A 23792-nucleotide genomic window follows, 5' to 3' on the forward strand; every position below is an offset into this window, starting at 1 on the left:
GGCCCTCCTGTGGCGGACGATGGACGCGCTCGGCGTCACCGAATCGATAGAGCGCAAGGTCGTCACGGCGGTCGGCATCCAGTTTCTCGTCACGGTCGGCATCTTTCTCACTCAGTTTTTGATCTCGGGGACCGCCGCGTACGTCGTCTCGGGGGCGCTGTTCCTCGGCGCGGTCGTCGCCATCTACAACACGCTGCTCATCGTTCGACAGGACTTCGTCGGCCCGATACGCGCGCTGGAGCGTCAGGCGGAGGCGATCGCCGCGGGGAATATCGACGACGCGCGTGAGCCCGACGCGACCGGGTCGTCGGGCGGCGACGCCGCGGGCGCCCTCGACCCGACCCAACCCGACGAGATCGGGAGCCTCGTCGGCGCCTTCGGCGAGGTCCACGGGTACCTCACGACCGTCTCCGCGCAGGCGGAGGCCCTCGCCGATCAAGAGTTCGACGACCCCGCGCTCGACGAGGAGGTCCCGGGCGCCTTCGGGGCGTCGCTCGACGAGATGGCCGAGAATCTCGCGGCCTACACCACCGAGCTGGAGGCGCTCGTCGACGCCTTCGGCGATGCCGCCGAGCGCGCGCAGGACGGCGACCTGACGGCGACCATCGACGGGGACGCGCTGGCGACCGACGAGGGCCGGTACGTCGAGATCGTCGACAACTACAACCGGCTCGTCGCGACGCTCGGCGAGACGGTCGGCGAGGTCGGCGGGTTCACCGCCGACGTGGCCGGGGCCGCGGACGAGGTGCGCGCGAGCATGGACGAGGTCGACGACGCGAGCGGCGAGGTCGCGCGCTCGGTCCAGGAGATCTCCGACGGCGCGGCCGAGCAGACGGACGAGCTGGAGGCGATCGCGAGCGAGATGAACACGCTGTCGGCGACCGTCGAGGAGATTGCGGCGAGCGCCGACGACGCGGCCGAGACCGCGCGCGACGCCGCCGAACGCGGTCGCTCCGGCCGCGAGGAGGCGGCCGAGGCGATCGCGGAGCTTGAGACGCTGGAGACGCGGATCGGCGAGACGGCGGCCGCGGTCACGGACCTCGCGGACCGGGTCGGCGAGATCGACGAGATCGCGGCCGTGATAGACGAAATCGCGGAGGAGACCAACCTGCTCGCGCTGAACGCCTCCATCGAGGCGGCGCGCGCCGACGGCTCCGGCGACGGGTTCGCGGTCGTCGCCGACGAGGTGAAGTCGCTCGCCGAGGAGACGCGCGAGTCGGCGGGGGAGATCTCCGGGCGGATCGAGGAGGTCCAGACCGCGTCGGCGGAGACCGCCGCCGACGCCGAGGCGATGGAGGCCCAGGTAGCCGAGGGGGTCGAGACGATCGAGTCGACGCTGCGGGAGTTCGAGGGCGTCGTCGAGGATGTGACGAGCGTCGACGAGACGGTCCAAGAGATCAGCGACGCGACCGACGACCAGGCGCGCACCACGCAGGAGGTCGTCGACATGGTCGACGGCGTCGCCTCCGTGAGCCGACAGACCGCGACCGAGGCGGAGACCGTCGCGGCCGCGGCCGAGGAGCAGACCGCGACCGTCTCCGAGGTGACCGGCCGGGTCCACACGCTCTCGGACCGGTCCGACGACCTGTTGGCGCGGCTGAACGAGTTCGAGGTTCCCGACGGGGGCGACGGTGCCGAAACCGTCGACGGTCCGGGGGCCGGCGCCGAAGTGCGGTCGGCGATCGGTGCTGACGACGACTGAGGACGGTCTGGGCGCGACGAGGTCGGCGACCGGCGCCGCCGACTACTCCGAGCGCCCGCGTCCGCCGAGCGAGGGCAGGTTCACGCCAATCTCACCGAGCAGCGCGCCGACGGCGGCGTAGCCCAGCGCGCCGACGGAAGCGATAATCAGGACCTGTCCGACGAGGACGAGCAGCGCCGACAGCGGGTCGCCGGCGCCGAGGATGAGGTCGTTCAGGAAGATGTCGACGAACCGCCCGACGTCGCCGACCAGCCGGGAGACGAAGTCGATGAGCGCCATCATGGGTCACGCTTGTACCGGGGGGTACTTGGGTGTTGAGTTCGCGGCGGGACCTCGATCGCTCCGGAACTACGCCTCCGAACACGGCTCCGACGGGTCGTCGTCGCGCGCGTACCGCAGCGCCCAGGCGATCAGGACGCCCTGAAACGGCAGGCGGACCAGCGCCGCGAGCCGCGCCGGAGCGACGAGTCGGTCCGGGAGGAGGTCGTCGAGGGTGTCGCGCCGGGCGAGGTGGACGTTCGCCGGAAACACGGCGAGGAGGAGGGCGACGATCCCCCACGCGGACGGGCGCCGCGTCCGCGGTATCGCGACGCCGACCCCGAGGAGTATCTCGGCGATCCCGGAGAGGTACACCAGCCCGACGGGCCGGGGGAACGACGGCGGGATCGCCTCCGCGAACCGATCCGGGATCAGGAAGTGGGCGACCCCGGCGGTAACGTACGCCGCGCCCATGAGGGGCGCGAGCGAGCGTTCGGCGGCGTCCGACTCGACGGGATCGGGCCGTCGGCGCGCGGGCTGTGCGTCTGCGGCGTGGGACCGGTCGGCGTCGGCCATCGGTCCGACGCACGCACCGGACGCGTATCAGTCCTCCCCGACGGCCGCGGCGGGCCGTATCGGTGCGCGCGGTGCGGCCGAGGGTTCCGGGAACCGAACCCCTTACGAGCGGGCGAGCCCAACGGCGTGGTAATGAACACGTTGTTCTGGGTGCTGACGGGGGTCCTCGCGTACTCCGCGGTCGCGATGTGGCTGCGGAACGAGGGGATCCTCCCGGACGCGGTCAGGATCTCCGGACCGGTGTTGACGCTCCGGACCCTCCGCGGGCGCGCCTTCCTCGGCCGACTGGCGGCGCCGAAGCGGTTCTGGCGCGCGGTCGCCAACCTCGGCCTCGGCGGGGCCTTAGTGGCGATGGTGGCGTCGTTCGCGCTCATCCTCTCGTCGGCGATGTCGGCGTTCACGAACGCACAGCCCGCCGCGATCCAGCAGCCGCAGAACTTCCTCATCATCCCCGGCGTCAACGACTTCCTTCCCCTGTCGGTCGCGCCGGAGATCGTCGCCGGGCTCGGGGCCGCGATGGTGATCCACGAGGGGGCACACGGGCTCCTCTGCCGGGTCGAGGGCATCGACATCGACTCGATGGGACTCGTCTTCTTCGCGCTGCTCCCGGTGGGCGCGTTCGTCGAACCGGACGAGGAGGCGACGCAGGAGGCGTCTCGCGGCGCGCGCGCACGGATGTTCGCTGCCGGCGTCACCGCGAACACCGTCCTCACGATCGTCGTCTTCGCGCTCCTCTTCGGCCCCGTGGTCGGCGCCATCTCGCCCGCGGCGGGCTACGCGGTCGGCGAGGTCAACCCCGGCTCCCCGGCGGCCGCGGCCGACATCTCGCAGGGCGACCGGGTCGTCGAGGTCGCCGGAACGCCGATCGAGACGAGCGCCGAGTTCGAGTCGGCGATCGCCGACGCCGGCGACTCGGTTGCGCTCACGGTCGACGACGGCGACGCGCGGGAGACGGTGCGGGTCGACCGCGAGCTACAGGTGGTCGGGTCCGCCGGCGGCAACCCCCTCGGCGTGAGGATCGAGGGCGCACCGGTGACGATCGCGGCGGTGAACGGCGAGCCGGTCGCGACCGAGTCGGACCTCTTCGCCGCGGTCGGCGACGACGAGCGCGCCGCGCTGACGGTGACCGGCAACGCGACCGTCGTCGACCAGGTCCGCGACGCGCCCGGCGCCGAGGACGCCTCGGGCGTCGAAACGGCCGACGACGAGGCCGCCGTCACCGTCCCGGACGTGCCGATCGGCGCGTACGTCGTCGGGGTTCAGGAGGACGGGCCGATCCACGACGCGGGCGCCGCCCTCGGCGAGCCGCTGACGATCGTCTCGGTCGACGGCGAGCGCGTCGTCGACAACGGGGCGCTCTCCGCGGTCCTCGGCGAGCGCGAGCCGGGGGAGACCGTCCCCGTCACCGTCTACGACGCTGACGGCGAACGCGACACGTACGAGGTCGAACTCGACGCCCACCCGAACCGCGACGGCGGCTTCGTCGGCGTCAGCGTCTTCCCCGGGACGAGCGGGCTCGCGCTCGACGACGTGGGCGTCACCGAGTACCCCGCCGGCGCGTACCTCGAACTGCTCGGCGGCGACGGGGGCGAGGGGACCGCCGGCGGCGTCCCGCTCGGCGGGGTCACCGACTCGCCGCTCGGCTTGGTGTTCGTCGCGCTCATCCTGCCGCTCGGCAGCCTGTTCGGGCTCCCGTTCAACTTCGCGGGGTTCACCGGCGACCTGACCAACTTTTTCGTTGTCGAGGGGCCGCTCGCGGTGCTCGGCGGCGGGACGTTCCTGCTCGCGAACCTCCTGTTCTGGTCGGGGTGGATCAACATCCAGCTGGCGCTGTTCAACTGCCTGCCGGCGTTCCCGCTCGACGGCGGCCGCATCCTCCGGATGGTCGCCGAGGCGGTGATCAGCCGGGTCCCGATCAGCGACCGGCACGCCGCGGTGCGGACGATCACGGTCTCGTCCGGCCTCGTCATGCTGACCGGACTGATCGCGATGATCTTCGGCAACCAGATCCTCACGGCGCTCGGGCTGATCTGAGGCCCGGCGCCACGTCTCGGCCGATGGCGGAGCTGTTCGGCTGCGGCCGGCCGCGCGGCTCGGAAAGGCTCAACTCCCGGCCCGCCGAAGGCGGCGTATGCGCGCCCCGCTCGCGGCCGCCGCGCTCGTCGCGCTCGGCGTCCTCCTGATGGCGAACCCGCTGTTCCTCCCGGTCTCGGTCGGCGAGGCCGACCCGGCCTACACCCACACCGTTCGGTCGGTGACCGCCGGGTCGTCGGTGGGTCTCGACGCTCCGACCGACGAAGGTCTCGACGACTCGAACGCCGTCGTCGCGTACGCCGACCTTGACCCCGCCGCCCGCGCGGCGTTCGACCGCGCCCGCGACGCCCCCGAGGGCGCGTTCGGCGTCGAGAGCCCCGACGAGCGCGTCGACTCGCTGTCGTACCCGACCGACCCGACGCTCGGCGACGGACTGCTGATCGTCGAGCTCGACGGCGAGCGGTACGAGTTCTGGACCCGGACCGTCGAGCGCGAGCCGGGCGCCGTCGTCGCCCAGCGGGTCGTCCTCCAGCCGGTGGCGTTCCTCGGCGGCTTCCTCGCGGTTGTCGCCGGGGCCGCGGTCGGGCTACGGGAGCGGCTCGGCGAGGGGTGACGGGTCGGTGTCACGGCCACGACGGCGACGTACGAACCCAGAGCGCGACCCGTCGACCACAGAGGGCGACCTCACTTCCCGGCCGTCGGCGTCGGTTGGCCGACGGGCTTCGGCGCGCTGCCGGCCTCGATCGCCCGACGGGTCGACTCACCGATCTCGACGAGGTGACACAGGGGGTTCCCGGGGTAGACGACCGGGTTCTCCAGCAGGCCGATCAGGAGCCCGGTGAACGGGGCCTCCACCGCGACCGCGTCCTCCTTGAACGGGTTGGTGATCGTCGCGATGCGCTCGCCCTCGCGGACGAGCGAGCCGCTCTCGAAGTGGGTGTCGACGATGCCGCCGGAGTCGGCGCGCAGCCACGTCTTCTCGCCCGCCCCGGCGACGACGGTGCGCCAGCCGGGCCAGCGAACCGTGTCGGTCTCCAGGAGTCCGTACTCCGCGAAGACGGATTTGACGCCGTCGAGCGCGTCGTCGATGAGCGGGCGCTGGAACCGGTGGGCCTCCCCCATCTCGATCGTGATCGTGGGGATGTCGGCGTCGGTCGCCTCGCCGCGGAGCGTGCCGCTCGGCCCGTCGCTGTCGATGATCACCTTCGAGCCGAACGCCATCGCGAGCCGGTACACCGACTCGTCGGTCATGTCTGCGCGGACGTGGAGCATGTTCGTCCGGCCGCGGGTGGAGGTGTGGAAGTCGAGCCCGAAGTCGCACGGCGCGATGAAGTTCTCGTAGATCCGGTGGGCCATCCGCTTCGAGCTGGTCGACCCGGGCTTCCCGGGGAACGACCGGTTCAGGTCGCGGTCGTAGACGGGGAGGTACCGCTGCTGGGCGAGGAAGCCGGGCACGTTGAGGACGGGGAGACAGACGAGCGTGCCCGAAAGCGCCGAGAGGTCCCACTCGTGGGCGACCTCGCGGACGACCTCGATTCCGTTGAGTTCGTCGCCGTGGGCGGCCGCGGTCAGGAAGGCGGTCGGCCCATCGCGCTCCCCGTTGACGATCGTGACCGGGATACGGACGGGGTCGCCGAGGTACGTCTCGCTGATGCCGTAGCGGATGTTCTGCGTTTCGCCGGGCGGCACCGCCCCGCCGTTGTACGTGAACGCCCGGTCCTCGCTCATGGCAGACCGGAGCGCGGCGTCGGGTATATATATGGCGACCCGGAGACTCCGGATCTCGTCCGGCCGAAACGATCGGGGCGTCTTTTACGTCGGCCCGCGCAGTGAGAGGTATGAGTTCGGACTCGGTTCGGGTGGGAGTGTTGTCGCTGCACAACAGCAAGGAGACGAAGGCGATCTGTAACGCCGTCGAGGATCTCGGCCACGAGCCGGTGTGGCTCCGCGAGGAGAACGCCGCGGTGAGCGTCGAGGACGGCGAGGTGGCGGTCGAGCCCGCGGTCGACGTGATCGCGAACCGCCTGCTCTTATCGAACACCGACCAGCCCGCGGAGCTGCTCGGGCTGGCGGCGACGTTCGAGCGCATCCGGCCGATGCTGAACGAGCCGAACGCGGTGCTGGCGTCGATCCACAAGTTCGCGACGGCGGCGACGCTCGCCGACTGGAACATCCGCGTGCCCGACGCGCTGCTCGCGCTGTCGAACGACCGCCTCAACGAGGGCCGCGAGCGGTTCGGCGACGTGGGCGTGTATAAGACCGCGATCGGCACCCACGGCGGCGGGACGTGGAAGGTCGACCTGACCGAGCGCGTGAACCCGAAGGTCGGCAACCGGCAGGCGTTCCTCCAGCGGCTCATCGACCGCGACGACGAGAAGCACCGCGACCTGCGGGTGTACGTCGTCGGCGACGAGATCGTCGGGTCGATGTACCGCTACGCGCCCGAGGGCGACTGGCGCACCAACGTCGCGTTGGGCGGCGCGGTGGAGGACGCCACCGACGACATGCCGCAGGAGGCCGCCGACACCGCCCTCTACGCGGCCGAGGTGATGGGGCTCGACTACGCCGGCGTCGACCTCGTCGAGGGGTACGACGGCTGGTACGTCCTCGAAGTGAACCCCACGGCCGGGTTCAAGGGGCTGTTCGAGGCGACCGGCACCAGCCCGGCCCCGCACATCGCGAAGCTGGCGATCGAGACGGTCGGCGGCGAGGTCGAGGACGAGGCGGTCGAGCGCGTCGCCGCGACCCTCGACGACTCGCGGCCGTCCTGCGCGCCCGCGCCGAAGCCGACCCCCTCCGAGCAGCCCGACATCGGCTACATCGAGGAGGTCGTCGTCACGGGCACCTCCGGCTCGACGCAGGCGCTCGCGAAGTCGGACACGGGCGCGACCCGGACGAGCATCGACACCCAGTTGGCCGCCGAGATCGGTGCGGGTCCGATCAAGAGCATGACGCGGGTCAAGTCGGGCAGCGTGAAGGGCGGGAAGGCCCGGCCGGTCGTCGACCTCGTCATCGGTATCGGCGGCAACCAGCACACCGTCACCGCGAGCGTCGAGGACCGCGAGCACATGGAGTACCCGCTGCTGCTCGGCCGCGACATCCTCACTGACTACCGAGTCGACGTGCGGCGGCGCGCCGACAGAGACGAGGCCGAGCGCGACGAGGCGGGCGAAATCCTCGAAGAGGAGGAGTAGACCCGTCCGGCGCCGCCGAAATCTGGCTCACGCGCGTCTGACAAAAGTATAAGACCGAGGCTGTCGAGGACACGACACATGGTGAAGAGCACGGTCCGGTTTCCCGAGTCGGTGGTCGAGGAGATCGAATCGCTCGTCGACGAGGGGCAGTTCGAGAGCAAGTCGGAGTTCTACCGCTTCTCGGCCGACTACGTGCTCTCCCGGACCCTCGACGAGTACGACCCGGAGACGATCGACTACGAGGCGATCGAGTCCGAGGTGATCCCGGACGCGGACCGGACGCTGGGCGCGGACGAGGAGACCGACGGCCCCCCGTTCTTCGAGTCCGTCGCGTTCGTGCGGAAGCTCGCGCTCCGGGAGAAGTTCAGCGACGCCGAGGACTTCATCGACCACCAGTACGTCCCCGGTGATCGGCACGCGGTCCTCTTAGAGGAGATCCTCCGGCTGTACCGCGAGGACGCGGCGAGCGGTGACCGAGCCACGGCCGGCGACCCCGAGCCCGAACCGGAGCAGTCGACCCGGACCCGATAGCTCGGCCCGTCGTTCCTCCACGAGAGCGCGGTCAGGACTCGTACTCGGCCCAGATGTATCGCGTCCCGTAGCTCCGGTACGGGCGCCACGCCTCGGCGATCTCGCGCATCTCCGCGCGCGACAGCGATTCCCCACCGTTGTACACCAGCTCGATCCCTTTCCGAACCGCCAGGTCGCCGAGCGGGAGCACGTCCTCGCGCCCGAGCGCGAAGACGAGGTACATCCTCGCGGTCCACTCGCCGACGCCCGTGATCTCGGTGAGCCGGTCGACGACCGCCTCGTCGCTTACGCCCGCCAACTCCTCGCGCGTGAGGTCGCGCTCGTCGTCGCGAAACGCGGCGGCGGCGTTGCGCAGGTAGTCGACCTTCGTGCCGCTGAGCCCGGCCTCGCGCAGGGCCGCCTCGTCGGCCGCGAGGACGCGCTCCGGGGTCGGGTCGCCGCCCACGACTTCCACGAACCGCTCGTGGATGGCCGCCGCAGAGGCGGTCGAGAGCTGCTGGTTCACGATCGAGGTACAGAGCCGCGCGAACTCGTCGTCCGCGGGCGCGACGTCGAGGGGCCCGTGTCGATCGACGAGCGTCGCCATCGTCGGGTCCTCGCGGAGGACCTCGATCACCGGGTCGTCTACGTCCGCGGCCGGACCGCCACTCTTCGCCGCTGGCCCGTCAGCGTCCGCGGCCGGGTCGATCGTTCCGTCGACGCCGTCGTCCATACCGAAGCGAGGGACCGCACGGAGGAGTACGTTCGGTTCCGGACCGGTCCGCGCGGCCTCTCACACCCCGCGTCGAGCGCTCGTGCTCGTCTCAGTCCCTCGCACCCCGCGTCGACCGTTCGTGCTCGTCTCAGTCTCTCGAACCTCGCGTCGAGCCGCCGCCAACCCACCCGAATAAACTTACAGTTTGTTTTACGTTTGGAAGATGAAAACGTTCAACCATGACGGTTCCGACTCTCAGGTATGCAGCTCGAAGACGTCCAGCGCGTGACGGTGCTCGGCGCCGGGAACATGGGCCACGGTATCGCTGAAGTGGCCGCCCTCGCCGGCTACGACGTGTCGCTCCGCGACATCAACGATGAGCTCGTCCAGAACGGGTACGACCAGATCGAGTGGTCGCTCGGCAAGCTTGCGGAGAAGGACCGAATCGGCGACGACGAGGCGGACGCCGCGCTCGACCGCGTCGACGCGTTCGTCGACCTCGAGGACGCGCTCGACGGCGCCGACGTCGTCGTCGAGGTCGTCCCCGAGAAGATGGCCATCAAGAAGGACGTGTACGACGACGTGGTCGAGTACGCGCCCGACGAGGCCGTCTTCGTCACCAACACCTCCAGCCTCTCTATCACCGAGCTGTCGGAGGTGACGGACCGCCCCGAGCGCTTCTGCGGGATGCACTTCTTCAACCCGCCGGTGCGGATGGACTTGGTCGAGGTCATCTCCGGGGAGCACTCGAGCGAGGAGACGCTCGACCTGATCGAGGGGCTCGCCGAGTCGATGGGGAAGACGCCCGTCCGGGTCCGGAAGGACAGCCCCGGGTTCATCGTCAACCGCATCCTCGTCCCCCTGATGAACGAGGCGGCGTGGATCGTCGAGTCCGGCGACGCGACGATGGAGGCGGTCGACTCCACGACGAAGTTCGACATGGGCCTCCCGATGGGGTCGTTCGAGCTCGCCGACCAGGTCGGCATCGACGTGGGCTACCACGTGCTGGAGTACATGCACGAGGTCCTCGGCGACGCCTACCGCCCCTGCCCGCTGCTCGGCGAGAAGGTCGAGGCGGAGGACCTCGGCAAGAAGACCGGCAAGGGATTCTACGACTACGAGGACGGCGACGGCGCGCAGATCCCGAGCGACGCGCTCGACGACGACGTGCGCCGCCGCCTGCTCGCGGTGATGGCCAACGAGACGGCCGGCCTGATCGGCAACGACGTGGCCGACGCCGACGACATCGACGAGGCGGTCAAGCTCGGCGCGGGCTTCCCCGACGGCCCGGCAAAGCTCGCTGACGAAGAGGGGCTCGACGCGCTGGTCGAGACGCTCGACGCCCTCGCGGAGGAGACCGGCGAGGAGCGCTATGAGGCGACCGACTACCTGCGCGAGGCGGCCGAGTCGGGCGGCTTCCGCGGCGACGGAGCCGACGGCGACGCGGAGAGCGGCCCGGCGTTCGACGTGCTGAACGTCGACGTCGACGCCGACGCGCGGGTCGGGCACGTCGAGATCGACCGCCCGCACCGGATGAACACGATCAGCGGCGACGTGCTCGACGAGCTCGCCGACGCGATCGACCTGCTCGACGGCGACGACGACGTGCGGGCGATCCTCCTCTCCGGCGCGGGCGACCGCGCCTTCTCCGCTGGCGCGGACGTCCAGAGTATGGCCGCGGGCGGCGCGGACCCGATCCACGCCGTCGAGCTCTCTCGGCAGGGTCAACAGACGTTCGGCAAGCTCGAGGAGTCGGACAAGCCCGTCATCGCCGCCATCGACGGCTACTGCCTCGGCGGCGGGATGGAGCTCGCGACCGCGGCAGACATGCGGATCGCCTCCGAGCGCTCCGAGCTCGGCCAGCCCGAACTCGACCTCGGCCTGCTCCCGGGTTGGGGCGGCACGCAGCGGCTCGCGCGCGTCGTCGGCGAGGGGCGCGCGAAGGAGATCATCCTCACCGCCGACCGCTACGACGCCGAGACGATGGCCGACTACGGCTTCGTCAACGAGGTCGTGCCGGGCGACGAGCTCGACGACCGGGCGCGGGAGCTGGCAGCGCAGCTCGCGGGCGGCCCGCCGATCGCGCAGAAGTACACGAAGCGCGCGATCCACGCCGGGCGCACCGACAACGAGGCCGGCCTCGAAGTCGAGGCGATGGGCTTCGGCCACGTCATGAACACCGACGACCTCATCGAGGGCGTCACGGCGTTCATGGGCGACGGCGAACCCGAGTTCGAAGGGAAGTAACGAGGGCTCGGCTGCTCACTCGGTGAGCCGCGCGGCGAAGAACGTCCAGCGCGCGTCGGCGCCGTCGGCGAGCGAGTCGTCGACGGTCGATTCCCGCTCGATTACGAAGCCGGCGTTCCGGAGCTGCCGCCGAGTCGCCTCCGCGCCCGCGATGTGCCACTGCATCTCGACGCCGGTGTCGAGCCAGTCCGGGTTCTCGCCGTTCCACGGCTCCGGTCCCTCAGAACAGAGGAGCCGTCCGCCGTCGCCGAGGACGCGGGCGAACTCGTCGACGACGGCCTGGTGACGCCCCTCCGGAACGTGGATTAGCGAGTGGTACGCCGTCACCGCGTCGAAGGCGCCGTCGCGGAACGGGAGCGCGACGAGGTCACCCTGCGCGAGCGGCGCTCCGGGGACGTTCTCGGCGGCCAGCGCCAGTTGGGTGCGCGAGATGTCCGCTCCGACGGCGGTCCCGGAGTCGTTCAGCGCTCGGAGCACGGGCGTGCCCTGCCCGCAGCCGGCGTCGAGGACCCGCGCGTCCGGCGGCAGCGACTCACGGAAGCGGTCGAGGACCGCTCGTCCGCGGCCGTCCTCGACGCGGTCGGCCGCGTACGCCGTCGCGAGTTCGTCGTACCCCCGGCGGACGACGTTCCTGTCGACCATGTGCGGGGACATTCGCGACGGACTGTTGAACGCTTCGGTCGGCGCGGTCTCGTGGCCCCCCGGAGTATTCGGTGCCGTCCGGTGCCCGTCCGGGACCGATCACAGCGGCGTGTCGGCCGCCGCGGCCACCTGTCTACTGACGCTGCCGACGAGGTACGCGACCGCGGCGACGAAGAGGACGACACCGACCACACTCGACACGCCGGGGAGCGCGGCCTCGACGAACGCGGGGAGCGTCGTCGCCCCGGACACCGGGAGGAGGAGGACCGCGACGCCCCGGCGGACGGACCGTTTCGCGGATGGCTCTGCCATGGCGTCGGCCGACGGAACGCGGAGAATAAAGTGGTTATCGGTCGGCGGCCGGCGCGCTTAGACGTACCCTTCCTCGACGAGCAGCTCGCCGTTGAGCAGCGAGGCGCCCGCCGCGCCGCGGATCGTGTTGTGTGCGAGGCAGTTGTACTTCGCGCCGGCGTCGGTGGTCTGGACGCCGCCGGCGACGATGCCCATCCCGTCGGCGTACGTGCGGTCGAGGCGGGGCTGCGGACGCTCGGGCTCGTCGTCGCCGAACACCTTGATGAGCTGTTCGGGCGAGCTTGGGAGGTCGCCGACGCCCTCGAACGAGCGCATCGCCTCGCGGAGGTCCGCCGGCGCGGGGTCCTCGGCGAACTCGGCGAAGACGTTCTCCAGGTGGCCGTCGAGCGTGGGGATCCGGTTACACGAGGCGGCCACGTCGGCGTCGTGGAGGGAGACCTCGGCGCCGTCGAATTCGCCGAGCAGCTTGCGCGACTCCGTCTCCATCTTGTCCTCCTCGCCGCCGATGTGGGGGATGGCGTTGTCGAGGATCTCCATCGAAGTGACGCCGGAGTAGCCGGCGCCGGAGACCGCCTGAAGCGTCGAGACCCGGACGCTTTCGAGGCCGAACTCGTCGATCGCCGCGAGCGTCGGCACCATCGTGATCGTCGAGCAGTTCGGGTTCTTCACGAGGGCGCCGTCCCAGCCCCGCTCGTCGCGCTGGACCTCGATGAGCCCGAGGTGGTCGGGGTTGATCTCGGGGATCGTGAGCGGGACGTCCGCCGCCATGCGGTCGTTCGAGGAGTTCGAGGAGACGACGTATCCGGCATCGAGGAACTCGGGCTCGACCTCGGCCGCGACGCCCGACGGGAGCGAGGAAAAGAGGAGGTCGACGTCGTCGTCCGCGACCCCTGCGGGGCTCGTCTCGGCGACCTCCATCTCGGCGACGCCCTCCGGAATCGGGGTGTCGACGCGCCACTTGGCCGCCTCGCGATAGGTCTTGCCCGCGCTCTCCGCGCTCGCGGTGACCGCGGCGAGCTCGAAGGTCGGGTGGTCGTCGAGCAACTGGATGAACCGCTGGCCGACCGCGCCGGTGGCACCGAGGATGCCGACTCGTACTGACATTGCGCGTGGGTCCGTGACAGGGACGTAAGTGCGTTCGGATAGCCGTCGATACCGCCGAACGCGGCCGGCGATTCGGTCTGACGGTCGGTCCGACTACGATGCGTCGGCGACCGCGGCGCGTTCCCAACGAACCGTCGCCGACCGGCGCGGTCCGGGAGATATTCGCCGATCCGGCAGGAACGTTCCGTTCTGGGCGTCAGGCGCGTTCGAAGCACGCCCAAGTTCGACGGGTTCTCGCTCGTCCCGACCCTGTCCGCCGCCACGCTGGCGAGCGTCACCCACGAGACGGCCCGCTCGCTCTCCTTCGGCATCCGGCCGGAAGTCGTGAGCCTCTCACCCGACCGTTTAACCGCGCGCGACGGCTATCCGAACGTGCGCGCCCCTAGTCCCCGCCCGAGTACTCCCCGATGGGAGCGATGACAGCGCGGAGAACCCAGGCGCGTGACACCGGTCGCGAACGCGACCCGCCCGTCGCCGCGCAGGCGACCGCCCGCCACGAGGGTTTCCCGGTCGACGCGGCACGCCGCCGGAGATGAGACCGGTCGTTAGTGTCGCGGGCGACATTCCGACGCTCGACAGCGGCGCCGCAACGCACAACCCCTCGCGCGCCGAAGGCCCGACATGTCGAACACCCGCGGCGCCGGCCCCGCCGTCACTCTCGTCCGCAACGCCACGGCGCTCGCGACCGTGGACGGGACGACGTTCCTCGTCGATCCGCTGTTCGCGTCCGAAGGCACGCTTCCGCCGATCGACAACACCCCGAACGACCGGCGCAACCCGCTCGTCCCGCTTCCCGACGTCGACCTGTCGCACGACGCGGTGATCGTCACCCACCGCCACCCGGATCACTTCGACGACGCGGCCGCGGAGCGACTCGACGCCGACGTGCCGCTGTTCTGTCAGCCCGCGGAGGCGGACGCGTTCGTCGAGGACGGCTTCACCGACGTGCGACCGGTCGAGGAGACGGCGTCGTTCGACGGCGTCGCGCTCCGCCGAACCCCGGGCCGTCACGGACACGGGGAACTTGCCGAGCAGATGGGTCCGGTCTCCGGGTTCCTGCTTGACGGCGACAAGACGCTGTACCTCGCCGGCGACACGGTCTGGTACGACCCGGTCGCGGAGACGCTGGCGGAGTTCGACCCCGACGCCGTCGTGCTCAACGGCGGCGCGGCGCGGTTCAACCACGGCGAACCGATCACGATGGGCGTCGAGGACGTCGCGGCCGTGCGCGAGGCCACCGACGCCCCGGTCGCCGTGGTCCACATGGAGGCGATCAACCACTGCCTGCTCTCGCGCGAGGAACTCCGGGCGGAGACGGCGGACGTGCTGATCCCGGAAGACGGCGAGCGGATCGAGTTCTGACCGGCGCCTCGATCACCGCTTCAATTCGCTACGGAGCCTCGCAGCTCGCGATACTGCTCGCCGCGAGAAGGTCCAGGTGCGAGAATCGAACCCGGGCGAGACGCGCTCCGCTCGTCTCGCATGATTCAATCTCGCCTTCCGGACTTTTCGCTCCTCACTCCGTTCGTCGGAAAAGGTCCGGGTGCGAGAATCGAACCCGCGTCTCAGCCTCCACAAGCGCCCTCTGACGCAAATGCGATCTTCGGGCGCGAACTGAAGGATGGGACCTATACCGGTTCTCACCTAACACACAGGATACCATACGGTATAAAATACCGTCTTTGTGCCGCAAGGGTCAACAAAGGTTCAGAGAGTTCTCCGCCTCCCATCGAATACTTTGATATGATAACCGTCTGAACATCAACCATCTATGGATGAGGACGCGGTGAAAGACTACGTCGATCACGCTCAAGCGACTATTGAGGCGGCCCCACAGATGGATGAGGCCAACACGAAAGCCGCCGTTCTACGTGACTTTCTCGACCTTCTCGACTGGACGATCCCCGACAACACTCAACTGGAATACTCTGTCAAAGCCTTCGGAAAGACCTACAAGGTTGATTACGCCCTGATTCTGGATGGTACTCCCGTAGCCTTCCTCGAAGCCAAAGGCGTAGACACGTCGCTTACAGACAAGCACAGAGAGCAGTTAGAAGCCTATCTCAAGAACGAAGACGTGAATTTGGGGATACTCACGAACGGAGAGGAATACGAGTTCTATCGGCGGGAAGTGATTGACACCAAAGTCAACGTGAATACACTCGGGAGAACGGGCCTCCAAAGTCTTCCTGAGAGGGTTACAACACTAAGAGCCTTCACCACAGACGCGATCCAGAATAATGAGTGGCAGAAGATTCTCAACCGAATCAAGGAACTCCGAGAAGCACGGACGACACTTGAAAGAGAGAAGGATGATTTAGCGACGGAGGTTGCGGAACTGTTCTCTGAACGGATTTCGGGTAAGATCACTCCTCAGACGGAGTCCCAAGCAAAGGAGATGATTGACCGTCTGATCGGTGATATTGAGAACGAAATCAATAGTGACGGCGATTCACCTGACAGAGACAGCTTAGAGGAACCACCTCAAGCTGTAGTTGAGAAAGACCAAGAGAACTCTAACGGAGCCTATCAGATTACGTTCTTTGATGGGGAGAACGAGCTTGCCGAGTTCAGCGCGTCACAACAGGCCGACGTGTTCATCGAGGCTGTGGATTACCTCGTTAGAAGCCATAATCTAATCTCGGAACTTGAGCCACTTCCATATATACCAGGACGGACACGCCCTATCATCCATGATGAGACGGGATTTGATGGGAAGCAAATGAAGCAACCAAGACCCTTGGGAGACAGCTATTATGTTGAAACGAACCTGAGTGCGGATCAGAAGCAACGTGAAATACAGCGATTATCAGAGCACTTTGGATTCAACACTTCGTTTGAATCGGACTGGTAAGGAATTCACTCAAGCAAACTTCTATCGAGATCCCGATTTGGTCTTGCGCCTTTCAGGCACTCTACTGTCTCTGAATGGGCTGTCATTGTATAAGGGCCGCACCATGAGCGCTTAGACGAACATCCTAATTTGAGAGATAGGTACTAATCATGACTACACTTTGGGTTATATCAAAAGATTAATTTATTTTCAGTTCAATGTGATTGCCAAATGTCAGCGCTTCCAGTTATAAAAAGTGAGCCAGCGGATAGTACTTGCTGGAAAACCCTGACCGAAGTAGAAGGCTATGGACGTTTGAAGAGCGTTGGCGTTGCGCATTCATATAACGACATATCGATGATTAGAATACACTATGATGGAAACACGACAACATCGAAGCTGGCAAATGGTTATAATGTTGGCGGAGATAATGGAATCAGTTTAGATATTCCATTCACAGACCATCTACATATTGAAGTGCGTGATAGAAACCGGAAGCGCCCGCACACTCGATTTTGGGCGTCTTATATTGTTGGGGACACAGAGTCAGATGAACTGTGACATTCTTCTCTATGGAAGTACGCTCTCTTTTGGAGTTATTGTCCCGCTCAGATTAATAATCAAACGTGGCCTATCGGATCCTCACGATGTAGATCCAGAAGATCCATATAGAATTGAGCAAAGCCAACAGAAGGTCCTAACCATCGTTACTGTAATTTTATTTTTAATAGGGATAGCGCTTACACTATTGGCGATGACCGGAAATCCGATTCATCAACTCTGATGACTAAGATACAGTAATAACAATTCGAGGGTTTCCTCAACCGCAGTGTCGGATGGTTCTCCTGAAGGCATAATTGGCTCATCATACCCTCCGAGAGATATGATATTATCTGGACCGAACGTCACACCAATACTGTGTCGATGAAGTAGCCCATCACCTATTTCTTCGACTTCTTGTACGGCTATTGAGCCATCGTCAAGTTCTTCCGCCTCAAGATACACAACTTCGTTAACTATCTCTGTGAATAGTTCACTATCGAAGTCGTGATCCAGTTCGATTTCGAATCCAGCTTCGTTTGTCTGGTACTCATGGATCCCACTTGGATAGCTCTCATAATTGTCTTTCAACCAAGAATCAACTCGACTGGCTATCTCCGAAGATGGGTTTGGGCCGGGTTTTATCATATTATATTTCAACGCGTAACTCGCTTGACTACAGTGGGGATAGTCAGCGGGTCAATTGTTTTTATGCTGGTTTTCAGCGGATAGCACCTAATCGTAACTCCAAGCACGTAAATGTTTACCAAAATCGCATGATTTCCCACCACAGGAGATATGACCCCCTGAACATACTACTCCTCTATGTCGCTGTCACTCCCCGACCTCGATTCTCACCTCTTCAAATGTGCCGACATAATCCGGGACGCCGTCGATCCGACCGACTACAAAGAGTTCATTCTCCCGCTCGTCTACTACAAGGCGATCTCCGACGAGTACGAGAAGCAGTATAAGAAGAACGTTGAGAAGTACGGAGACGAAGACCTCGCCCGACGCCCTCGACTACGACACCGAGACGAAGGCATACGCGGCCCGCAACGAGGAAGAGCTATTCGACGATCTCGTTGACCAGTTGGAGACGGTTATGGACATTTTCGACGGGATCCCGAAAGACGACTCTCAAGAGGCCACCAACGCCGCCGTCTCACGGATCAGTAAACACCCGGAACGCCGCGAATTCAAACAGGGCTTCCGCCGGCTCCAGAATCTCTATGAATCTGTCGCCCCCGACGGTCGGCTGATTGAGGAAGGGATTCAGGACCAGTACAAGTGGTTAAGTCGTATTCAGGTAGCATTTGAACGGACGACCTCGGGGAAGGAAGCCCCCGAAGACGATATGCGGGAGAAGACACGCAAGATTATCAACGAGAACGTGGACGTGGGTGAGATCCGCGACGACTTCCCTACGTACAAAATCGGTGAGGAATTCCTCAAAGACGTAGAAGGAATGGACAATCCCGGCGTAAAAGCCTCTCAAATTGCCCACGCAACACAAGATCACCTACATCCCAGAACGGGTCAGAACCCGCGCTATCAGCGTTTGAGTGAGCGCGTGACTGAGATCGTTGAACGCTGCCAAGGCGGTGAGGTGGCTGATCCGGAGGCTGTAGAGGCACTCAAATCAGTTGAAAAAGAAGTCATTGAAGTTGAGAAAGAAGCTGGTGATGACGCCGACGAACGTGCCAAATACGCTATTGAGAATCACCTAACAGAGGAGCTTGACGAGGAATTTGAACGGGAGAAGGCGACCTACATAGCAAATTCCATCGTCGATCAGTTTGAAGACCGTGTTGACCGTGCGTATTCGGGTTGGCAAACGAACAAGGCGACCGAACAGGATATTGAAGAGCTGATCCTCGACGTGGTCGCGCTTGAGTACAACCGGCCCGACCTTATTGACGACCCATTCGTGGACTCGATCCGAGATTATCTCGTAAACAACTATGTCTGAGACGGCGACTCGGGAAATCACACTTCAACGGGAGAACGTCGCCTACGAAGTACGCCATAGCGCTGAGGCAACGCAACCACGGATAGACGTGGATTTACATGGGGTTCGGGTGGTTCTTCCAGAAGACTCCACCACGGCCCCCCAGGAGCTTCTCAAGGAGAACGCCGTGTGGATTCTGGAAAAGAAGCAAAAGTACGACGCCTATCGTGAGCAAATCCCTGATCGGGAATTTGAAGAAGGAGAACGATTTCCATATCTCGGGGAACAGTACAAGATTGTCGTAGAACAACGGTCCTCTTCACAGGTAATCGAGAACGAATTTTGGCTGGCACGCCACCACGTGGAACAGACCTCTCTCAAGCGGGCTTTGGAGACACTTTACCGTCGAAAAGCTCGGGAACGCTTTGAGAACCGGGCCGATCACTTCGCGGAGGAGATGGGAGTCGAGTACGACAAGATCGAAGTCAGGAATCAACGAACCAAGTGGGGGAGTTGTTCAACGACAGGAACCCTTGGATTGAATTGGAGGTTAATGATGGCCCCTCCCGAGGTCGTTGATTACATCGTGATCCACGAATTGGCCCACCTCCAAGAGCAAAATCACACAGACGAGTTTTGGTCTTTAGTTGCTGAATACGACTCTGAATACGAGAAACACGCTTACTGGCTGGACGCCAATAGCACACAGTTGGTGTTCTCTGAAAGCGATCTATAGGCGTAGAATTTGAATATCACAACTTATTTGTCATTCCTATAATTCCTATATCAGATATATTAACTAAATTAAAATGGTTGGATTTACCAGTTCACGTTCTTCGAAAACACAGACAAATAATCTACAATAAAACCCGGTCAAAGCACCGATCCTCTCAGACGGTTGAGGATTGTCTCTAAGAGCTTTTAACCCCAAGACATATCAACCTACTTATGAAGTCATAAAAGCTATTAGAAGACACGACAGGGGCCTTAGAATCGACCCTCGCCAAGGGGCAGAGCCTCCATCATACACTCGGTACGCTTCTACCGTAACAACAGTCGGTGCTTATCAAGCATAAAACCGCTGTATTAGGCCTTGATAGCCGGTTCAAGATCTTTGTGAAGACAGCAAGGATACTACCACAGCTACAGCTACAGTACAGCTACAGCTACAGTACAGCTACAGCTACAGCAAAGCCGCCTTCTCGCAAATAGATTTGCTGTACGTTACAGGCTTTTACAGGCTTTTCCCAACTGAGACAAAGTATGTTGACGATACTATCAACAACAATACTATTCTATAACATTACCATTAACTGTTAACAGCTGTATGTATTGTCAAGAGAGTACCACGGCACACAATCACACACAGTATCGTTACGAATTTGATGATCTCAATAGCCAGAGTCTCCGTAGATGGAGATATAGTATCAAAGATTGGTAAGGACATGCGAAATAATTATATCGTATTTTAGTTCACAAACAGGTGGTTATGACTTGAATATCTTCTAATCCATCATCTGACGGAGGTAACCCGCTCAGAAATTTTCCCGATTTTGACGAGCTACAAGGGACTCTAATCGACGAATCTATTCGCGAGAACGACTGTCTCCCAAGCGCGCACGAGAATAACTTTGAGAGCCGATTTCTACAAAATAGCCGGATCTATACAAGAACGTGTGTGGGATTGCGGAGCTAATGTAGATATTCAGAGATTCCACTTATAAAGGCCCACCCCCCTATATATACCGTTGTGTATTACTTAGGGTGGAAGGTTCAGTCAAAAACGCGAACCAGCATAATTTCTCTTTAAAAGGCAAACCGCTATGGTTAAACCTACAGACCGCGTCTGTAAAAGAGGGAACGAGTCGAGCGACGCGTTCATTCTAATTGGTTGTCTCTGATCAGCTGTTTCCGATTAGGCGTAGCTACTTACCAGAATGCGTTGCGGGACACCTAATCGCGAGAACGGGCTTCCGATCAAATTTGCGGTAGCTGGATTCTCGTTATTAGGATCCCCGCGATCAGTCAGAATAGTTGGAACGGGGGCCTTCTCGCGAACACATGTTTTTAAAGACCAACCCTACGGTCAGATCGGAGCTTAATGGAGTACTGCTCCAAATTACAGCCATGAGAGCGAACAGTCTCGACTCAGTCTATCTCCCCGTCTCAATATGCCATTCGACGAAAACAAACCCGAGCCGATCACCTCGCTTGATACATCGAACGAAACTATGTTTCACCCAAACGAGTGTACAGAACCGAGTACATCTTGGGCTAAAGAGGGCCTTCTCACCAATAGAAACTACCACAAGAGACAAGATGAGTATGCTGATCTCAAATGGCTTGACGCGGGCCGTGGAGATCGTCGAAAGCGAGGTGATGATGAATCACTAAAACAGATGATGGATCGAAAAAACCGGTTCGACGCTATTGCGTCTCAATTAGGCTTCACACACTATCAGAAATCTACTGGTAGAAATCTAAGAAACACTCAGCCTCTGAGAGATATGGGTTGTGAAGATGAGTACACCTCGTTCTGTCTCTGTGTTTTTATCGGTCGATACGGCACATACGCGCGTAGAACGCCTGAAGGTTCAACATGGTCCCCCATGGGTCCTAATTCTATTTCTGAAGGTTCTCGAAAATTCTACCACCCCACTCAGTCGGCGGAAAATAATGACGAGCGCTTTGTCGAATTAGTCGAAAAAATCGGTCTTGATGAAGAGAAGATTGCTGAGGTCATGGGTAGAATGGCTGACAAGCTCCCTCCCGATCTGACTTGGCACAAGAACTAATCTTGCTTTGTCAAATTGATTGAGACATAATTGTAGATATTCGCCAAATCGAAGTATTTCAAATAAAGACTGTTTTAATATTCACCTTGGAATATTTCACGTGGGGTTACCTCTTTCCAATACTCTGTATTCCAAACAATCTCTGCGAAACGATCTGCGAGGTATTCGGCGTCACCTTTTGAAAGTCCGTGTAATTCTCCACGAGTTTTAGAACAAGTAGATACCCAAGAATCGTGTTGGAGATGTGTCTCAGCAGTACTCCGCCGCTCTTCGGCAATTTCCACACCCTCTTCGGTAAGATAGTACCAGTTTCGTCGATCTTCACCAGTAGTATCCATTACGTAGATTGCTTGCCAACCGGGAAGATCATCGTCATCAACCACGGCGAGGAAGGGTCTCTGTTCATTTTTCGCTCTCTGGTATTGCTCATTCTTTTCATCCATGTCATTACAAACTGGCACCGAAGCGGGGAAATCCGGATCCATACAATATCAATTTGTTGTCGGTTCCCTCATAATATTTTTGTCGCTTGTGTCCTTGAGCTGTTCAGCCACGACTGACTCCGTGTCGATGGACAGCTCCTTACACGTCTCGTAGAACTCCGCCACGGGGCCGTCAGAAGAGCCGGAGGTGCTGGACGACCCATCACTCTCGGTACTCTCGGAAGACCCGCTTGACGTATCCTCGGTGTTGAGGTAGCCTCACCAACTCTTGTTCTCCCAATAAAATTGGGCCGATTGGGATATTACTTATGGTTATTTATAGGTTGTCTAAGAACGGCCTTCGAACCAGTCTACTCACGTCGGGATCATCTCCCTCTATAGCGTCAGAGATGAGTTCCATTTCTTCCTTGGAGAACTCCGCAAATGCGCGGCCGTTCTCCCGTTCAAGTGCCTTCCAAAGGGTCACTTCCAGTAGCTCTATCTCTATCTCCCGACGCCGCTTGGGAGTCCCACAGGAAACGTATTCTTCGGTGAGTGCCTCGATCTCTTCGGTGTCAATATTGATCTCTGTCATCGTTATCCCATCCGGTTCAGCGCGTCCCGTCGATCTTCTACCGGTGCCTGATCGTATCGCATAGTTGTCTGTGCGCTCTTGTGCCTTAGTTGAGCCTGTGCCGCTCCCAAGTCTTCCTCTCGGGCCATGTAGGTCGCCGTCGAGTGGCGGATCGAATAGAACGTGCGTCCCTCAGAGGGAATACACGCAGTCTCGCAGATCTGTCGAAACAGACGGTTCAGAGAGTAGTACTGGTACGGATTCCCCGACCGATTGAGCCACAGAGAATCCGAATCCAGATACTTGTCGTACTGCTGTCTCTCGGTGAGCCATCTATCGAGTGCGTTCGCGGTACGATCCGTGAGGGAGACGGTCCAATTGTCGGTGTTCTTGGAAGAGTCCTCTTTGGGAATCCGTAAGAGAGAGTTCCTAACGTCTACCCAATCGACTTTCGCCCGCTTGACTTCTACCGGGCGTAAGCCGGTATCAAGTGCGGTCCAGAACAAGCTCGGTATCTTCCACGAGTTGGCCTGTTTGAATTCGTCGGGGCCTACATCTCTCTTAGGCTTCTCAAAGCGCTGTGCGAGGTGTATCTTCCATCGGTCGCGCTGTTCGGGTGTGAGGTTGTTGTAGCTCGGAACGCTCCCGTGTTCCAGCACGGCCTCTCTGACGGCACTACGCTCTTCGCGGGTGAGGAAGTCCTTGGGGTTGGTATTCCCGGTGTTCGTGGTGAACGTGATTTCTGGTTCCCACTCCTCCCCGTCAAGCGTGTGTGCGCGCCAGCGGAACAGCATTTTGACTGCCTTCAGGTGGCTTGCCTTGTTCTCCTGTGAGGTCTCTCCGTAGGCAAGCTTCCTCATGTAGGCGTCTGCGTGATCGTGTGTGATCTCGGTAGTATAGCGGTCTTCTTCGTCCCATACGAACCGGTAGAAGGCGTCGAGACGATATGCTCGTCCGTTCGCAGTATCGTAGGCATATCCGTCTCCGTGGTCGGGATCCTTCCCGATGTTTACCATCCAGCCGATGAGGCGTTCTCGGTGTTCTCGGTAGTCGGTCAACTGACGCTGTGACAGGTACTCTTCGGACGGTTTTGGGACCACCCGGATACCCGCCTTTTTGACTTGAGACATATGGTCCTCGTTGTGTTGAGAACCGGTGAAAACGCCACACGGCTCCGCCGTGTAGGTCCGGGTGCGAGAATCGAACCCGCGTCTCAGCCTCCACAAGGCTGAAGGATAGTCCACTACCCTAACCCGGACACGCGTCGTCTAGTACCCCGCTTCGATAAATAACGGTTACGACTCCCGGACGGGCGTGTGACGCGATGTCGTTCGAACCGCCGACGGTCTCTCGATCACCGCGTCGCTTTTGAGGGCTGCGGGC

General features: G+C 62.5%; 23 protein-coding genes, 1 tRNA gene and 1 pseudogene. 13 read left to right on the forward strand and 12 right to left on the reverse strand.

Annotated elements, in window-relative coordinates:
• Window positions 1-19: 19 nt before the first annotated feature.
• The gene (locus EXE52_RS09870) at window positions 20-1702 is read left to right on the forward strand and encodes a methyl-accepting chemotaxis protein (protein WP_089308398.1); all 1683 of its coding nucleotides are present in this window, start codon (window positions 20-22) and stop codon (window positions 1700-1702) included.
• Window positions 1703-1744: 42 nt separating this feature from the next.
• On the opposite strand, the gene EXE52_RS09875 is transcribed toward EXE52_RS09870, so the two are convergent.
• Together EXE52_RS09875 and EXE52_RS09880 are read right to left on the reverse strand one after the other, a co-directional pair.
• On the reverse strand, window positions 1745-1984 hold the full coding sequence (locus EXE52_RS09875; protein ID WP_049931548.1) for a hypothetical protein: 240 nt from the start codon (window positions 1982-1984) through the stop codon (window positions 1745-1747).
• A 66-nt stretch (window positions 1985-2050) separates the two neighbouring features.
• A complete protein-coding gene (locus EXE52_RS09880; protein WP_089308114.1) occupies window positions 2051-2536 on the reverse strand; it encodes a DoxX family membrane protein in 486 nt (161 codons plus the stop codon).
• Window positions 2537-2668: 132 nt separating this feature from the next.
• Between EXE52_RS09880 and EXE52_RS09885 the strand changes: the two genes are divergently transcribed.
• Together EXE52_RS09885 and EXE52_RS09890 are read left to right on the forward strand one after the other, a co-directional pair.
• Window positions 2669-4570 carry a site-2 protease family protein gene (locus EXE52_RS09885; protein WP_089308113.1) on the forward strand — a complete coding sequence of 634 codons (1902 nt, stop codon included), beginning with the start codon at window positions 2669-2671 and terminating at the stop codon, window positions 4568-4570.
• A gap of 97 nt (window positions 4571-4667) precedes the next feature.
• Window positions 4668-5183, forward strand: a complete 516-nt coding sequence (locus EXE52_RS09890) for a hypothetical protein (protein WP_049931545.1) — start codon at window positions 4668-4670, stop codon at window positions 5181-5183.
• Window positions 5184-5254: 71 nt separating this feature from the next.
• Here EXE52_RS09890 and EXE52_RS09895 read toward each other — a convergent pair whose 3' ends face one another.
• Window positions 5255-6298: a succinylglutamate desuccinylase/aspartoacylase family protein gene (locus tag EXE52_RS09895; protein ID WP_086215751.1), complete on the reverse strand. Its 1044-nt coding sequence runs from the start codon at window positions 6296-6298 to the stop codon at window positions 5255-5257.
• Between the two features lie 110 nt (window positions 6299-6408).
• On the opposite strand from EXE52_RS09895, the gene EXE52_RS09900 reads away from it, so the two are divergent.
• Together EXE52_RS09900 and EXE52_RS09905 are read left to right on the forward strand one after the other, a co-directional pair.
• Complete coding sequence (locus tag EXE52_RS09900; protein WP_176450716.1) at window positions 6409-7764, forward strand: RimK/LysX family protein; 1356 nt, start codon at window positions 6409-6411, stop codon at window positions 7762-7764.
• Window positions 7765-7842: 78 nt separating this feature from the next.
• Window positions 7843-8295 (forward strand): hypothetical protein, encoded by a 453-nt coding sequence (locus EXE52_RS09905; protein WP_089308112.1) that lies wholly within the window; start codon window positions 7843-7845, stop codon window positions 8293-8295.
• Window positions 8296-8326: 31 nt separating this feature from the next.
• Here the strand turns inward: EXE52_RS09905 and EXE52_RS09910 are convergent, their stop codons facing one another.
• A complete protein-coding gene (locus tag EXE52_RS09910; RefSeq protein ID WP_049931703.1) occupies window positions 8327-8881 on the reverse strand; it encodes a DNA-3-methyladenine glycosylase in 555 nt (184 codons plus the stop codon).
• Between the two features lie 369 nt (window positions 8882-9250).
• On the opposite strand from EXE52_RS09910, the gene EXE52_RS09915 reads away from it, so the two are divergent.
• Window positions 9251-11236, forward strand: coding sequence for a 3-hydroxyacyl-CoA dehydrogenase/enoyl-CoA hydratase family protein (locus EXE52_RS09915; protein WP_089308111.1), 1986 nt, complete (start codon window positions 9251-9253; stop codon window positions 11234-11236).
• A 15-nt stretch (window positions 11237-11251) separates the two neighbouring features.
• On the opposite strand, the gene EXE52_RS09920 is transcribed toward EXE52_RS09915, so the two are convergent.
• The 3 genes from EXE52_RS09920 to asd form a co-directional block, all read right to left on the reverse strand.
• Entirely contained in the window at window positions 11252-11878 is a 627-nt protein-coding gene (locus EXE52_RS09920) for a class I SAM-dependent methyltransferase (protein WP_086219692.1), read from the reverse strand.
• 99 nt (window positions 11879-11977) lie between these two features.
• Entirely contained in the window at window positions 11978-12190 is a 213-nt protein-coding gene (locus EXE52_RS09925; protein ID WP_049931540.1) for a hypothetical protein, read from the reverse strand.
• A 57-nt stretch (window positions 12191-12247) separates the two neighbouring features.
• Window positions 12248-13294: an aspartate-semialdehyde dehydrogenase gene (gene asd, locus EXE52_RS09930; RefSeq protein ID WP_086215746.1), complete on the reverse strand. Its 1047-nt coding sequence runs from the start codon at window positions 13292-13294 to the stop codon at window positions 12248-12250.
• A gap of 621 nt (window positions 13295-13915) precedes the next feature.
• Here asd and EXE52_RS09935 point away from each other — a divergent pair.
• The 3 genes from EXE52_RS09935 (at window position 13916) to EXE52_RS09945 (ending at window position 16688) form a co-directional block, all read left to right on the forward strand.
• A complete protein-coding gene (locus EXE52_RS09935) occupies window positions 13916-14656 on the forward strand; it encodes an MBL fold metallo-hydrolase (protein WP_089308110.1) in 741 nt (246 codons plus the stop codon).
• Between the two features lie 409 nt (window positions 14657-15065).
• Window positions 15066-16148, forward strand: a complete 1083-nt coding sequence (locus EXE52_RS09940) for a type I restriction endonuclease (RefSeq protein WP_089308109.1) — start codon at window positions 15066-15068, stop codon at window positions 16146-16148.
• 210 nt (window positions 16149-16358) lie between these two features.
• The gene (locus EXE52_RS09945) at window positions 16359-16688 is read left to right on the forward strand and encodes a hypothetical protein (RefSeq protein WP_137703717.1); all 330 of its coding nucleotides are present in this window, start codon (window positions 16359-16361) and stop codon (window positions 16686-16688) included.
• A 213-nt stretch (window positions 16689-16901) separates the two neighbouring features.
• On the opposite strand, the gene EXE52_RS09950 is transcribed toward EXE52_RS09945, so the two are convergent.
• Entirely contained in the window at window positions 16902-17315 is a 414-nt protein-coding gene (locus EXE52_RS09950; protein ID WP_137703718.1) for a hypothetical protein, read from the reverse strand.
• Window positions 17316-17492: 177 nt separating this feature from the next.
• On the opposite strand from EXE52_RS09950, the pseudogene EXE52_RS09955 reads away from it, so the two are divergent.
• From EXE52_RS09955 to EXE52_RS09970, 4 genes and pseudogenes are all read left to right on the forward strand, one after another.
• Window positions 17493-17693 (forward strand): annotated as a pseudogene (locus EXE52_RS09955) (type I restriction-modification system subunit M N-terminal domain-containing protein); the annotation flags it as partial.
• A gap of 79 nt (window positions 17694-17772) precedes the next feature.
• Window positions 17773-18639 carry a hypothetical protein gene (locus EXE52_RS09960; RefSeq protein ID WP_089308108.1) on the forward strand — a complete coding sequence of 289 codons (867 nt, stop codon included), beginning with the start codon at window positions 17773-17775 and terminating at the stop codon, window positions 18637-18639.
• Window positions 18632-19354, forward strand: coding sequence for a M48 family metallopeptidase (locus EXE52_RS09965; protein WP_089308107.1), 723 nt, complete (start codon window positions 18632-18634; stop codon window positions 19352-19354). Before EXE52_RS09960 ends, EXE52_RS09965 begins: the two co-directional genes overlap by 8 nt.
• Before the next feature lie 1435 nt (window positions 19355-20789).
• Window positions 20790-21413: a hypothetical protein gene (locus tag EXE52_RS09970; RefSeq protein WP_137703719.1), complete on the forward strand. Its 624-nt coding sequence runs from the start codon at window positions 20790-20792 to the stop codon at window positions 21411-21413.
• A gap of 74 nt (window positions 21414-21487) precedes the next feature.
• Here the strand turns inward: EXE52_RS09970 and EXE52_RS09975 are convergent, their stop codons facing one another.
• From EXE52_RS09975 to EXE52_RS09990, 4 genes are all read right to left on the reverse strand, one after another.
• Window positions 21488-21898 carry a hypothetical protein gene (locus EXE52_RS09975; RefSeq protein ID WP_137703720.1) on the reverse strand — a complete coding sequence of 137 codons (411 nt, stop codon included), beginning with the start codon at window positions 21896-21898 and terminating at the stop codon, window positions 21488-21490.
• 274 nt (window positions 21899-22172) lie between these two features.
• On the reverse strand, window positions 22173-22430 hold the full coding sequence (locus tag EXE52_RS09980) for a hypothetical protein (RefSeq protein WP_089308645.1): 258 nt from the start codon (window positions 22428-22430) through the stop codon (window positions 22173-22175).
• 2 nt (window positions 22431-22432) lie between these two features.
• The gene (locus tag EXE52_RS09985) at window positions 22433-23539 is read right to left on the reverse strand and encodes a site-specific integrase (RefSeq protein WP_089308644.1); all 1107 of its coding nucleotides are present in this window, start codon (window positions 23537-23539) and stop codon (window positions 22433-22435) included.
• 55 nt (window positions 23540-23594) lie between these two features.
• A tRNA-His gene (locus EXE52_RS09990) sits at window positions 23595-23667 on the reverse strand.
• Window positions 23668-23792 lie beyond the last annotated feature (125 nt).

Origin of the sequence: Halorubrum sp. CGM4_25_10-8A, from assembly GCF_005435025.1 — an archaeon.
GTDB lineage: Archaea > Halobacteriota > Halobacteria > Halobacteriales > Haloferacaceae > Halorubrum > Halorubrum ezzemoulense.